Annotated in this window: 11 protein-coding genes; 9 read left to right on the top strand and 2 right to left on the bottom strand. The window is 62.6% G+C overall.

Annotation, left to right across the window (positions count from 1 at the left end):
• Positions 1 to 72: 72 nt before the first annotated feature.
• Positions 73 to 1,632: a threonine ammonia-lyase, biosynthetic gene (gene ilvA / locus ACODSU_RS11760; RefSeq protein ID WP_060984500.1), complete on the bottom strand. Its 1,560-nt coding sequence runs from the start codon at positions 1,630 to 1,632 to the stop codon at positions 73 to 75.
• 378 nt (positions 1,633 to 2,010) lie between these two features.
• Here ilvA and ACODSU_RS11755 point away from each other — a divergent pair, with 378 nt between their 5' ends.
• Complete coding sequence (locus tag ACODSU_RS11755; protein WP_015012580.1) at positions 2,011 to 2,460, top strand: OsmC family protein; 450 nt, start codon at positions 2,011 to 2,013, stop codon at positions 2,458 to 2,460.
• A gap of 93 nt (positions 2,461 to 2,553) precedes the next feature.
• Here ACODSU_RS11755 and coq7 read toward each other — a convergent pair whose 3' ends face one another.
• Complete coding sequence (coq7, locus tag ACODSU_RS11750) at positions 2,554 to 3,171, bottom strand: 2-polyprenyl-3-methyl-6-methoxy-1,4-benzoquinone monooxygenase (RefSeq protein WP_056646690.1); 618 nt, start codon at positions 3,169 to 3,171, stop codon at positions 2,554 to 2,556.
• A 315-nt stretch (positions 3,172 to 3,486) separates the two neighbouring features.
• Between coq7 and ACODSU_RS11745 the strand changes: the two genes are divergently transcribed.
• The 8 genes from ACODSU_RS11745 to ACODSU_RS11710 all read left to right on the top strand — a co-directional run bounded on the left by ACODSU_RS11745 (position 3,487) and on the right by ACODSU_RS11710 (position 13,705).
• Complete coding sequence (locus ACODSU_RS11745; RefSeq protein WP_209816156.1) at positions 3,487 to 4,533, top strand: porin; 1,047 nt, start codon at positions 3,487 to 3,489, stop codon at positions 4,531 to 4,533.
• A 500-nt stretch (positions 4,534 to 5,033) separates the two neighbouring features.
• Complete coding sequence (locus ACODSU_RS11740) at positions 5,034 to 6,614, top strand: ABC transporter substrate-binding protein (protein WP_108500312.1); 1,581 nt, start codon at positions 5,034 to 5,036, stop codon at positions 6,612 to 6,614.
• Positions 6,615 to 6,752: 138 nt separating this feature from the next.
• The gene (locus tag ACODSU_RS11735) at positions 6,753 to 7,733 is read left to right on the top strand and encodes an ABC transporter permease (RefSeq protein WP_015012584.1); all 981 of its coding nucleotides are present in this window, start codon (positions 6,753 to 6,755) and stop codon (positions 7,731 to 7,733) included.
• Positions 7,733 to 8,950, top strand: coding sequence for a M20 aminoacylase family protein (locus ACODSU_RS11730; protein ID WP_488842445.1), 1,218 nt, complete (start codon positions 7,733 to 7,735; stop codon positions 8,948 to 8,950). The genes ACODSU_RS11735 and ACODSU_RS11730 overlap by 1 nt, the downstream gene beginning before the upstream one ends.
• A gap of 111 nt (positions 8,951 to 9,061) precedes the next feature.
• Positions 9,062 to 10,645 (top strand): ABC transporter substrate-binding protein, encoded by a 1,584-nt coding sequence (locus tag ACODSU_RS11725; RefSeq protein ID WP_060986070.1) that lies wholly within the window; start codon positions 9,062 to 9,064, stop codon positions 10,643 to 10,645.
• 122 nt (positions 10,646 to 10,767) lie between these two features.
• Positions 10,768 to 11,679 (top strand): ABC transporter permease, encoded by a 912-nt coding sequence (locus ACODSU_RS11720; protein ID WP_015012586.1) that lies wholly within the window; start codon positions 10,768 to 10,770, stop codon positions 11,677 to 11,679.
• Between the two features lie 29 nt (positions 11,680 to 11,708).
• Positions 11,709 to 12,695 (top strand): ABC transporter ATP-binding protein, encoded by a 987-nt coding sequence (locus ACODSU_RS11715; RefSeq protein ID WP_015012587.1) that lies wholly within the window; start codon positions 11,709 to 11,711, stop codon positions 12,693 to 12,695.
• Positions 12,692 to 13,705: an ABC transporter ATP-binding protein gene (locus ACODSU_RS11710; protein ID WP_015012588.1), complete on the top strand. Its 1,014-nt coding sequence runs from the start codon at positions 12,692 to 12,694 to the stop codon at positions 13,703 to 13,705. Before ACODSU_RS11715 ends, ACODSU_RS11710 begins: the two co-directional genes overlap by 4 nt.
• Positions 13,706 to 13,890: the final 185 nt, after the last annotated feature.

Raw genomic sequence — 13,890 nt, 5'->3', positions numbered from 1 at the left:
GTAGGGGCTTGATGCTTCTGTTTTGATAGCTGCTAAGGCATGCTCAACAAGCGCTTGCAGTCATTTTTTGCATTATTTGGAGCGCAGGAACAGCCGGTAGGCCGGATTCAGTGTTTCTTCCACATAGGGGTAGCCCAGTGTGGCCAGGAAGGCGTCGAAGGCGGCCTTGTCTTCGGGCGGCACCTGCATGCCCACGAGGATGCGACCATAGTCCGCGCCCTGGTTGCGGTAGTGGAACAGGCTGATGTTCCAGGTTGGCTGCATCAGGCTCAAAAATTTGAGCAGCGCGCCGGGCCGCTCGGGGAAGGTGAAGCGCATCAGGCGCTCGTCCTGGGCCAGGGCCGAGTGTCCGCCCACCAGGTGGCGCAGGTGTTCCTTGGCCAGTTCGTCGTGCGTCAGGTCCAGCGCCTCGAAGCCGTGGCGGTTGAAGTTCTTGGCGATCTTTTCCGATTCGCCCTTGCCGTTGGTGGTCAGGCCTACAAACACATGGGCCCGGGCGGCGTCGCTGATGCGGTAGTTGAACTCGGTCACGTTGCGCGGGCCGCCGGGCAGTCCGCCCACCACCTCGCAGAAGCGGCGGAAGCTGCCGCGTTCTTCGGGGATGGTGACGGCGAGCAGCGCCTCGCGCTCCTCGCCCACCTCGGCGCGCTCGGCCACAAAGCGCAGCCGGTCGAAGTTCATGTTGGCGCCGCAAAGGATGGCGGCGTAGGTCTCGCCCTTGGTCTTGTTCTTGGCGACATATTGTTTGATGGCCGCCACTGCCAGCGCGCCAGCGGGCTCGACGATGCTGCGCGTGTCCACAAAGATGTCCTTGATGGCGGCGCAGACGGCGTCGGTATCGACGGTGATGTAGTCATCCACCAGGCCCTGCGCCACGCGGAAGGTTTCCTCGCCCACCAGCTTCACGGCGGTGCCGTCGGAGAACAGGCCCACATCGGCCAGCGTCACGCGCTTGTGGGCCTGCACCGACTGGATCATGGCGTCCGAGTCGTTCATCTGCACGCCGATCACCTTGATCTCGGGCCGCACGGCCTTGATGTAGTTGGCCACGCCGGATATGAGCCCGCCGCCGCCGATGGCCACGAACACGGCGTCAAGCTGGTTGCTGCCCAGGCTTTGCAACTGGCGCAGGATCTCCATGGCGATGGTGCCCTGGCCCGCGATCACGTCCGGGTCGTCGAACGGGTGCACGAAGGTCAGGCCCTGTTCTTTCTCCAGCTGGACGGAATGGCCGTAGGCGTCGGAATAGCTCTCGCCAAACAGCACGACCTCGCCGCCGAGCGTCTTCACGGCATCAATCTTGAGCTGCGGCGTGGTGGTGGGCATCACGATCACGGCGCGCGTGCCCAGCCGGTGGGCGCTCATGGCCACGCCCTGGGCATGGTTGCCAGCCGAGGCGCAGATCACGCCGCGCTGCAGTTGCTCGGGCGTGAGGTGCGCCATCTTGTTGTAGGCGCCCCGCAGCTTGAAGCTGAACACGGGTTGCTGGTCCTCGCGCTTGAGGAGCACCTTGTTGTGCAGACGGCGGCTGAGGTTCTTGGCGGGCTCCAGCGCCGACTCCACCGCCACGTCGTACACGCGGGCAGTCAGGATTTTCTTGAGGTAGTCGGCGGGGGTGAGGTGCTGGGTCATGGCAGGTGCAGGAGGAGAGCCCCACCGGCGCAGGGCGGCGGGCGGGGGGCCCACATCATAGGGCGTCGCCCTGGGGAGGGGCTGAGGCATCTGGGCGGGCTGCCTGTTGCGGCGCAGGGCGATCGGGCAAAAAAAAGCCCCGGGCCGTGAGGCCTGGGGCTAATCCATCCTTTGAGGAGATGGAGGAGACAATCGGTGCAAGGCAAGTGCCGGGTTCCGGGCTTCTTGCCGCCTGCCGGTTCCTTTCTGTTCGAAAGCGGCAGCGCATGGGCGAAGTTTAGCGCGAGTCTTGTTGCGATGCAGCAAAATTCGCATCAAATTCTTTTCGTTTCGGTTTTCCGTGCGAAAAAAACCACGTGTCACACAGGAGAAACACAAATGGAATGCACAGTCAGTTGGACCGGCGGGGCGGGAACCCGTTCCGGCATGGGTTTTGTGGCCGAAACCGGCAGCGGCCATGTTCTGACCATGGATGGTGCCCCCGATGCCGCCAACCCTGCCAATGGCGGCCAGAACCTGGCGCCCCGGCCTATGGAAACCGTGCTGGCGGGCACGGGCGGGTGCACCGCCTATGACGTGGTGCTGATCCTCAAGCGCGGCCGCCATGACGTGCGCGGCTGCAGCGTCAAGTTGACGACGGAACGCGCCGAGACCGACCCCAAGGTGTTCACCAAGATCCACATGCACTTCACCGTCACGGGCAAGGGCATCCCCCCAGCCGCCGTGGAGCGCGCGATTGCCATGAGCCATGACAAGTACTGTTCGGCTAGCATCATGCTGGGCAAGACGGCCGACATCACCACCGGCTACGAGGTGCTGGAGGCCTGACGAAGTCGTGAGACGATCTGGACTGCCAGCCTGAGCGGGCTGTTGTGCGTATGTTTTTGGCGCACCTGCTGCCCGCGTGAACCAACTGGGGGTTCAAAGATAGTGCGCCGTGGTGGTCATGACCTTGGCGGCGCCTTTCATGGCCAGGCGCACCGGGGCGGGCAATTCCAGCGCGCCGGCGGCGCGGGCCTGGTCTGCGTGCCGCTCCTCGTCCTGCTTCATCCGGGCGACCACGGCCCTTGATGCCTGATCCTGCTCGGGAAGCCGGTCGAGGTGGCTTTGCAGATGCGCTGCCACCTGGGTTTCTGTTTCCACCACAAACCCCAGGTTGGCTCGGTCACTGACCTTGGCGGCCACCAGTCCGAGCGCAAAAGCCCCTGCGAACCACAGAGGGTTGAGCAAGCTGGGGCGGGCACCCAGCGCGTCCAGGCGCTGTTGCGTCCAGGCCAAATGATCGGTTTCTTCGCGCGCCGCTGCCTGCAGGTGGTCCCGCAGGGCGGGGTCGCGGGTGACCGCCGCCTGCGCGCTGTAGAGCGCCTGGGCGCACACTTCTCCCACATGATTCACCCGCATCAGGGCCCCCGCCAGCTTTTTCTGTGCGGGATCGAGCGACGCCTCGGGCACACCGTGGGCTGGTGTCTGCTCGGAAGCGCGGGGTTGGGCGAACAGTGTGCGCAGCGCGTTGTCTGCGGCAGTCAAAAAAGCGTCCATGGAAAGCTTTCGAGTGGCAATGGTGTTGAAACACAAATTGCACTTGGATACAAAAAACCACAAGGCAAGGCACAGGAGTTGCATGCAGCAATCGTGATTTTGCCCGTACGCACTGAAATGTTGCAACACTGCAACGAATTTCCCCTTTCGGGGCGATTGTGGGTGAATTCCTTTGCGAAACCGGTCCGTGTCTGGTGCAATAAGAGCAACTTCCCCACCAGGAGGTTGGCCCGGGAAACCGGCGGGACTGTGCAGGTGCTTTCACCATAGACCCCCCGTACCGGAGCCCGATGTTTAACCTTGGAGTAACTCGCAATGAAAAAATCCCTGATTGCCCTGGCTGTGCTGGCTGCTTCCGGCGCTGCAATGGCTCAATCTTCCGTGACCCTGTTCGGCGTGGTTGACGCAACCTACGCTTACGGTTCCGGCAGCGTCTCTAACAAGTCGCAACTGACGAACTCCGGCTACAACAGCAGCCGTCTGGGTTTCCGCGGCGTTGAAGACCTGGGTGGCGGCATGTCCGCTTCGTTCTGGCTCGAAGCTGGTCTGAACAACGACAACGGCACCGGCGGCGTTACCAACACCAACAACCAAGCAGCTACCAGCACTGGCGGCGGCCTGACTTTCAACCGTCGTTCGACGGTCAGCCTGAACGGCGGCTTCGGTGAAGTGCGTCTGGGCCGTGACTACACCCCCCAATTCTGGAACTTGACCGTGTTCGATCCGTTCGGCACGAACGGCGTGGGCACCACCCAAACCCTGAACTCCAGCCTGGGCGGCCCTACCACCATCCGCGCTTCGAACTCCATCGGCTACTTCCTGCCTGGCAACCTGGGTGGTTTCTACGGCCAAGCCCAGTACTACATGGGTGAGAACAACAGCAACGCTGCCAACAAGAAGGACGGCAACGGCCTGGCACTGCGCGCTGGTTACGCTAACGGCCCCATCAACGCCGCTATCGCTTTCTCCGAAACCAAGTTCCTGACGGGCAACATCAAGGCTGTGAACCTGGGCGGTCAATACGACCTGGGCGTGGCTAAGATCATGGCTCACTACAACCAAGACAAGATCAGCGGCGGCAACGACGGCAAGGGTTTCCTGATCGGCGGTCTGGTGCCCGTGGGCGCTGGCGAAGTTCGTCTGGCTTATTCCACCTACAAGATCGACACCGTTGGTGCTGACCCCCGTACGAACAAGCTGGCTCTGGGCTATGTGCACAACCTGTCCAAGCGCACGGCTCTGTACGCAACGTACGCTCACCTGACCAACAAGAACGGCGCCGCACAAGCGCTGAACGGCGCTGTGACTGGTGTGAACAGCAACTCCAACGGCTACGACTTCGGTATCCGTCACAGCTTCTAATATCGTGAGCTGGCTTTGGCCAGTTGTTGATACAAAAGCTTAAAAGCCGCCTTCGGGCGGCTTTTTTCATTTCTCGAATTGTTTTCGTGAGTTGGTTCGTCGCGTGCGACTCCCTGTGTATCGATTCGAGTAGTCCAAAGCTGTCTCGTGGTTTGCGTGCAGAACAGTGACTGCCATGCAGACCTGTAGGTTTTGTGGGGCAACTGATTTCCCTCTGTGGAGTGCTTCCGTCGAGGTGGCGATAAGGCCCGGTGGGTGGCAAGGCCACAGGGCTCTCTGCCCCTGGGTTGCTGAGTGGTGAAGTAATGTCGCGGCCGTGCCCGGAGGCGTGAGCCCGCGCGGACAAGATAAAAAGAAAGTTTTAGCTGGCACCAACCTTGCATAAAGGACGCGCTGTCAGCGCAGATATAGGCCCTTCATAGCACCGGGGATTCAGGGATTTCCCGTTGGCTATAGAGCAACCTTTACTGCATAGTAAAACTTTTAATCAAGAGGGTTCCATGAAACTCAACCACAGTCTTTTGGCGGTGGCTGCGGCTGCTGCGCTGCTGTTTGCGCCATCACTGCAAGCCAAGCCCTTCAAATGGGCCAGTCAGGGGGAAATTTCGACCTGGGACATTCACTCCCAGAACAATGCGCTGCAAAACGGCCTTCATGCCAACGTGTATGAAAGCCTGGTGTACTACAACAGCAAGACGTTCGATGTGGAGCCCGTGCTGGCAACAGCCTGGAAGGAGATCAGCCCCACGCAGGTGCGTTTTACGCTGCGCCAGGGCGTCAAGTTCCATGATGGTTCGCCGTTGACCACGGACGATGCGGTGTACTCCATCCAGCGGGCCATGGCCAAAACGTCCAACTTCACCCCCTACGTGCAGGGCATCAGCAAGGTGGTGAAGGTGGATGCTCAAAACTTTGACGTGATCCTGTCTTCGCCCAACCCGGTGCTGCTGCGTCAGATGACCGAGTTGCGCATCATGAGCAAGGCATGGGCCGAAAAGAACAAGTCGGTAGAGCCCAAAGACATCAAGGGCACCGACGAGAACTTTGCCCACCGCAACGCCATGGGGACGGGGCCTTACACGCTCGAGTCGTGGCAGCCTGATGTGAAGATGGTGTTCAAGCGGAACCCCAACTGGTGGGGCAAGATGGACGGTAACGTGACCGAGATCGTCTACACGCCCATCAAGTCCGCAGCCACACGCATCGCTGCACTGCTGTCGGGTGAAGTGGATCTAGTGCTCGACCCTTCGCCCCAGGATCTGGGCCGTCTGCGCGCCAGCCCTGACCTCAAGGTGATAGACGGCGTCGAAAACCGCACGATCTTCCTGGGCATGGACCAGTTCCGCGAGGAGCTGCCCGGCTCCAACATCAAGGGCAAGAACCCGCTCAAGGATGTGCGGGTGCGCAAGGCCCTCTATCAGGCGATTGATGCCGAAACCATCTCGCGCAACATCATGCGCGGCCTGGGCAAGCCCACCGGCACCATCGTGGCGCCACAAGTGGCCGGCTACACCGAGGCCGTGGGCAAGCGTTTCCCGTACAGCGTGGATGCGTCCAAGAAGCTGCTGGCCGAGGCTGGTTACCCCGATGGTTTTGAAGTGGATTTCGCCTGCCCCAACAACCGCTACATCAACGACGAAGCCATCTGCCAGGCCGTGACAGCGATGTGGGCGCGCGTGGGTGTGAAGGCCAAGCTGCGCACGCTGCCGCTGGTCAACTACTTCCCGATGATCCAGCGCTACGAAGCCAGCATCTACATGCTGGGCTGGGGCGTGCCGACATTTGACGCGCTGTACAGCCTGCAATCGCTGGTGCGCACCGTGGGCCAAGGCGGTGACGGCAACTACAACGTGGGCCGCTACAGCAACCAGCGCATGGACTATCTGGTGGACCGCATCAAGGCCGAGACCGATGCACCTGTGCGCGCCCGCATGCTGACCGAAGCACTGCAACTGTCCAACGACACCGTGTCCCACATTCCTCTGCATGACCAGGTGATCCCATGGGCCATGAAGAAGAACATCGAACTGGTGCACCGTGCCGATAACCGCGTGGACATGCGCACCGTCAAGGTGAACTGATTTATTCTTGACAGACTGAAAGCAAGGGCCGTGCGGCCCTTGCTTTCTTTGGTATATCTGACGATGTATTGACCCGCAGTGCCTCGGCCACCAAAAGTGGCGGTGGCACTTCCCATCGAACACTCACTCGACTCTCTGATGCTTGCCTTTATATTGCGCCGCCTGATACAGGCTGTGATTGTCATGGTCACGGTGGCCTTCATCTCCTTCATGCTGTTCCAGTACGTGGGAGATCCCGTGGTGTTCCTGCTGGGCCAGGATGCCACCCCTGAGCAAATTCGCGAGCTGCGCAGCGCCCTCGGCCTGGACAAATCCTTCTTCGTGCAGTTCTGGCACTTTCTGGTGAATGCGGCGCAGGGCGAGTTTGGCCTGAGCCTGCGCCAGGGCGCCAAGGTATCGCGCCTGATTGCCGAGCGCTTCCCAGCCACTCTGGAGCTGGCCTTGGTCGCGGCCCTCCTCGCGCTGGTGATTGGTGTGCCGATGGGCGTGTATGCCGCCCTCAAGCGCGGTACCTTCACCAGCCAGTTGTTCATGACCCTCTCGCTGCTGGGCGTGTCCCTTCCCACCTTCCTGATCGGCATCTTGCTGATCCTGGTGTTTGCGGTGCACCTGGGCTGGTTCCCCAGCTTTGGTCGAGGCGAAGTGGTGCAGCTGGGCTGGTGGAGCACGGGTCTGCTCAAGGCCAAGGGTTGGCATCACATCACCCTGCCTGCGATCACGCTGGCTATCTTCCAGCTCACGCTGATCATGCGTCTGGTGCGGGCTGAAATGCTGGAGGTGCTGCGCACCGACTACATCAAATTCGCCCGGGCGCGCGGCCTGTCCAACCGGGCCATTCACTTTGGCCACGCCCTCAAGAACACGCTGGTGCCTGTGCTGACGATCACCGGTCTGCAACTGGGTGGCCTGATCGCTTTCGCCATCATCACCGAGACCGTGTTCCAGTGGCCGGGCATGGGCCTGCTGTTCATCCAGGCCGTCACGTTCGCCGACATCCCCGTGATGGCCGCTTACCTGTGCCTGATCGCGTTGATCTTCGTGGTCATCAACCTGGTGGTCGACCTGCTGTACTTCGCTGTCGATCCCCGCCTGCGCGTGGGCAAGGCAGGAGGCCACTGATGCAAGGCCCTCGTTTGAAAGCGGGTGGTCGCGCCTTCGCGCACATCGCGCAATACCACCCCGAGTTGACGGCACTGCGGCGTGACCTGCACGCCCATCCCGAGCTGGGTTTTGAAGAGATCTACACCAGCAAACGCGTCAAGGAAGCGCTGAAGCTCTGCGGTGTGGATGAGATCCACGACGGGATCGGGCGCACAGGCGTGGTGGGCGTCATTCGGGGGCGCAGCACGGCCAGCGGCAGCATGGTGGGCCTGCGTGCCGACATGGATGCCCTGCCGCTGACGGAGCACAACGACTTCGCCTGGAAGTCCTGCAAGCAGGGCCTCATGCACGGTTGCGGCCACGATGGCCACACCGCCATGCTGATTGGCGCCGCGCGCTACCTGGCGGAGACGCGCAACTTCGACGGCACCGCCGTGCTGGTGTTCCAGCCAGGCGAAGAAGGCTTTGCCGGTGCCCGCGTGATGATGGAAGATGGGTTGTTCGACCGCTTCCCGGTGCAGTCCATCTTTGCCATGCACAACTGGCCCGCGATGAAGCCCGGCACCGTCGGCATCAACGCCGGGCCCATGATGGCCGCCGCCGACCGCTTCACGGTCGAGATCACCGGGCGTGGCGGCCACGGCGCGCACGCCTACCAGACGGTGGACGTGGTGCTGGTCGCGGCCCACATCATCACTGCTGCGCAGAGCATCGTGTCGCGCAACGTCCGGCCCATCGACAGTGCGGTGGTCAGCCTGTGCGCGATGCAGGCAGGCGACCTGGGGGCCTTCAGCGTGCTGCCCGGTACGGCCACGTTGGTAGGTACAGTGCGTACCTTCGACCCGCAGGTGCAGGAGATGGTGGAAAAGCGTCTCAAGGAGCTGTGCAGCGCCATTGCGCTCGGCTTCGGTGCCACGGCCACGGTGCACTACGAGCGCATCTACCCCGCCACCATCAACAGCGAAAGCGAAGCCATCTTCGCGGGCGATGTGGCCGAATCCCTGCTGGGTGCCGACCACGTGGTGCGCGACCTGGAGCCCAGCATGGGCGCCGAGGACTTCTCTTTCATGCTGCAAAACAAGCCGGGCGCTTACCTGCGCATTGGCCAGGGCACGGGCGCAAGCGGCAGTGCTTTGCACAACAGCCGCTACGACTTCAACGACGACATCCTGCCGCTGGGCGCTGCGCTGCATGCGAGCCTGATCGAGCAGGCCATGCCCCTGCCGGCAGTCTGACTGGATGCCGAGCCGTCATTGCTTGTACCGCCCCTTCGCGCAAACACGCTTTTCACCCACCGGAAGTCTTCGTACCCTTCCATTCCACCCTTTCACTACCAGGAGATTTCCATGAAATTCCAGAAAAAACTCGCTGTGACCGCTCTCTTCGCTGCGCTGGCTGCGGCGAGCGTGGTAGCCCAGGCCCAGACCGTGCGCATCGCCAACCAGGGCGATGCACTGTCGATGGACCCTCACTCGCTCAACGAATCCCTGCAGCTGAGCGTGACCAGCAACGTGTACGAACCCCTGGTAGGCCGCAACAAGGACTTGAGCCTGGCGCCCGCGCTGGCCACCAGCTGGAAGCAGATTGCCCCCACCGTGTGGCGCTTCGAGCTGCGCAAGGGTGTGCAGTTCCATGACGGCACGCCGTTCACGGCCGACGACGTGGTGTTCAGCTTCGCCCGCATGAAGGGCGATGGCTCGGACATGAAGGCCACCAACAGCGACATCAAGCAAGTGCGCAAGATCGACGACCACACGGTCGAGATCGATACCGTCGCTCCCCAGCCCATCCTGCCAGACGTGATCACCACGTCGTACATGATGAGCAAGAAGTGGTGCGAGACCAACCAGGCCACCACCCCGGTGGACCGCCGCAAGGGCATCGAGAATGCCGCATCGTTCCGCGCCAACGGCACCGGCCCATACCGCCTGCGTGAGCGCCAGCCCAACGTGCGCACGGTGTTTGTGCGCAACGGCGCCTACTGGGACAAGATTGAAGGCAACGCGACCGAGGTCGTCTTCACGCCCATCGGCAACGACGCCACCCGCGTGGCAGCCCTGCTGTCGGGTGAAGTGGACGTGATGGAGCCCGTGCCGGTGCAGGACATCGAGCGCATCAACAACAGCGCCAACGCCCGCGCCATCACTGGCCCCGAGCTGCGCACCATCTTCCTGGGCATGGACCAGAAGCGCGACGAGCTGCTGTACTCCAACGTCAAGGGCAAGAACCCCTTCAAGGACAAGCGCGTGCGCCAGGCCTTCTACCAGGCTATCGACATCGAAGGCATCAAGAAGACCGTGATGCGCGGCGCCTCCAACCCGTCCGCACTGATGGTAGGCCCCGGTATCAACGGCTTCCAGCCAGACGTCAAGCGCCTGCCTTATGACGTCGAAGCCGCCAAGAAGCTCATGGCCGAAGCCGGTTACCCCAACGGTTTTGAAGTCACCATGAACTGCCCCAACGACCGTTATGTGAACGACGGCCGCATCTGCCAGACGGTGGCTGCGAACCTGTCGCGCATCAACGTCAAGATCAACCTCGCGGCTGAAACCAAGGGCACGTACTTCCCCAAGGTGCTGCGTCGTGACACCAGCTTCTACATGCTGGGCTGGACCCCCACTACGTACGACTCGCACAACGCCCTCAATGCGCTGATGATCTGCCCCGACGACAAGACCGGCGCAGGCCAATTCAACCTGGGTGCGTACTGCAACCCCAAGCTGGACGAGCTGACCAAGAAGATCCTGGTCGAGACCGACAAGCCCAAGCGCGACGCCATGATCAAGGAAGCCTTTGAAGTGCACACCGCCGATGTGGGCCACCTGCCGCTGCACCAGCAGGCGCTGGCCTGGGGCGTGAGCAAGAAGGTCAAGCTCGTGCAGATGGCCGACAACTACATGCCGTTCAAGTGGATCACCGTGAGCAAGTGAGCCCGCGTTTTTCCGACTGATCGATACGACGACAACAACAAAGCCACCGGCTGATTCAAGCCCGCAACAACACCCGCAGCTACCCGCTGCGCGTGTTGTTGCCCGTTGACTGGTTTCCCACAATGAAAACTACCCTTGCCCGCTGGTTCGACAGCGACGTTGGCTACAGCTTCCGCACATCGCCGGTCGCCATGCTGGCCGCTGCCATTGCGCTGATTTGCCTGTTCTGTTCGGTGTTTGCCGGATGGGTGGCGCCCCACAACCCGTTCGACCTGACCACGCTGGAGCTGAGCGACGCGCGCCTGCCTCCGGCATGGAGCGAAATGGGCTCGATGAAATATCCCCTGGGCACCGATGACCAGGGCCGCGACATCCTGTCTGCGCTGATCTACGGCGCGCGCATCTCGCTCGTGGTGGGCATCGCCTCGGTGGTGCTGTCCGTGGTGGTGGGCGTGGCTTTTGGCCTGCTAGCAGGCTTTCGGGGCGGCTGGGTGGATGCCGTGCTCATGCGCCTGTGCGACGTGATGCTGTCCTTTCCCGCCATCCTGGTCGCGCTGCTGATTGCCGGCGTGGGCCGTGCGCTGTTCCCCAATGCGCATGAGTCGCTGGCGTTTGGCGTGCTGATCCTGTCCATCTCCCTCACCGGCTGGGTGCAATATGCCCGCACGGTGCGCGGCTCCACGCTGGTGGAGCGCAACAAGGAATACGTGCAGGCCGCCCGCGTGACGGGCGTCTCGCCGCTGCGCATCATGCGCAAGCACGTGCTGCCCAACGTGATGGGGCCCGTGCTGGTGCTGGCCACCATCCAGGTGGCCACGGCCATCATCACGGAGGCCACGCTGTCCTTCCTGGGCGTGGGTGCACCGCCCACTTCGCCTTCGCTGGGCACGCTGATCCGTATCGGCAACGACTACCTGTTCTCGGGCGAATGGTGGATCACCGTCTTCCCGGGCGCCATGCTGGTGCTGATTGCTTTGTCCGTGAACCTGCTGGGTGACTGGCTGCGCGACGCACTCAACCCCCGCCTGCGTTGAACAAGAACAAGAAGAAAAGCGATATTTCCATGAGCCTTCTCGAAGTCAAAAACCTCGTTGTCGAATTCCCGGGCCGTCGCGGTACCCTGCGCGCCCTGGACGACATTTCCTTTTCCATCGCACCCGGCGAGATCCTGGGCGTGGTGGGAGAGTCCGGCGCCGGCAAGTCGCTCACCGGCGCGGCCATCATCGGCCTGCTGGAGCCGCCCGGCCGTGTGGCCTCGGGCCAGATCCTGCTGGAAGGCCAGCGCATCGACAACCTCAACAACGAGGAGATGCGCCACATCCGGGGCCGCCGCATCGGCGCCATCTTTCAAGACCCACTGACCTCGCTGAACCCGCTGTACACCGTAGGCCGCCAGCTCACCGAAACCATCCTGGCCCACCTGCCGGTGAATGCGGCCGAAGCCCGCCAGCGCGCCATCCAGCTGCTCAAGGACACCGGCATTCCAGCAGCCGAAGAGCGCATCGACCACTACCCGCACCAGTTCTCCGGAGGCATGCGCCAGCGCGTGGTGATTGCCCTGGCCCTGGCCGCCGAGCCTAAGCTCATCGTGGCCGACGAGCCCACCACGGCGCTGGATGTGTCCATCCAGGCACAGATCATCACGCTGCTGAAAAACATCTGCAAATCGCGCGGCGCGGCCGTGATGCTCATCACCCACGACATGGGCGTGATCGCAGAAACCTGCGACCGCGTGGCTGTGCTCTACGCAGGCCGCGTGGCCGAGATCGGCCCGGTGCATGACGTGATCAACCAGCCCTCGCACCCCTACACCGCCGGGTTGATGGCCTCCATCCCCGACATGGAGCAGGACCGCGAGCGCCTCAACCAGATCGACGGCGCCATGCCGCGCCTCAACGCCATCCCCAAGGGCTGTGCCTACAACCCCCGCTGCCCCAAGACCTTTGACCGCTGCATGACCGACCGCCCCGACCTGATGGATGCCGGCGCTACCCGCGCTGCCTGCTGGCTGCATGCCGGTGCAACGACCCAAGCCAAGGTGACCGCATGAGCGCCGCCGCAACGAATAGCAAGGCGCTGGTGCAGGCGCACGACCTGGCCAAGACCTTTGACGTCTCTGCCCCGTGGCTCAATCGCGTGATCGAGCGCAAGCCCCGTACCCTGCTGCATGCGGTGGACGGCGTGAGCTTCGAGATCGAGAAGGGCAAGACCCTGGCGCTGGTGGGCGAGTCCGGCTGCGGCAAAAGCACCGTGGCACGACTGCTGGTGGGCCTGTACGACCCTACGCGCGGCGGCCTCACGTTTGATGGGCAAGACGCCCATGCGGCCTTCAAGGGCAACAACGCCAAGGCCATGCGCCGCCGCATCCAGATGATCTTCCAGGACCCCTATGCGAGCCTGAACCCCCGCTGGCTGGTGGAGGACATCATCGGCGAGCCGCTCAAGGAGCATGGACTCATCACCGACAAGGAGCAGCTCAAGCAACGTGTGGGCGAGTTGCTGCAATCGGTGGGCCTCTCGCCGCTGGACATGGTCAAGTACCCACACCAGTTCTCCGGCGGCCAGCGCCAGCGCATCTCCATCGCTCGCGCCCTGGCCACCGAGCCCGAGTTTCTGGTCTGCGACGAGCCCACCAGCGCGCTCGACGTGTCGGTGCAGGCGCAGGTGCTCAACATCATGAAGGACCTGCAGCGCGAGCGGCAGCTCACCTACCTGTTCATCAGCCACAACCTGGCCGTGGTGCGCCATGTGAGCGACCAGGTGGGCGTGATGTACTTGGGCCGCCTGGTGGAGCTGGCCGACAAGCACACGCTGTTTGACACGCCGCGCCACCCCTACACGCGCATGCTGCTCGATGCCATCCCCAAGATGCACGACACCGGCAAGGCGCGCACACCGGTGCAGGGCGAGGTGCCCAACCCGTTGAACCCGCCACCCGGCTGCGCGTTCAACCCCCGCTGCCCGCATGTCAATGACCGCTGCCGCACCGAGCGCCCCAAGCTCCAAAGCATTGGCGGCATCCGCATTGCGTGCCACGCGGTGGAGGAAGGGCGCATCTGATGCCAGCCGCCACGCGGGTGTGCTGACGCGCGGCGGAGGGGCTCACCCGGCATCGCTACTGTCGCAGTAGCGATGCTATTAATAATATAGCTGCTAGCGCAATGAGTGCCTGCGCTTGCGGCTATTTTTGCTGGCGGTTTAAACAACGAAGTGCACGTTGCCAAAAGGTAGGCCCAGACAAGTAA

The organism is Acidovorax sp. FG48 (genome assembly GCF_057809085.1).
This window is presented reverse-complemented; position numbering and strand designations above follow the sequence as displayed.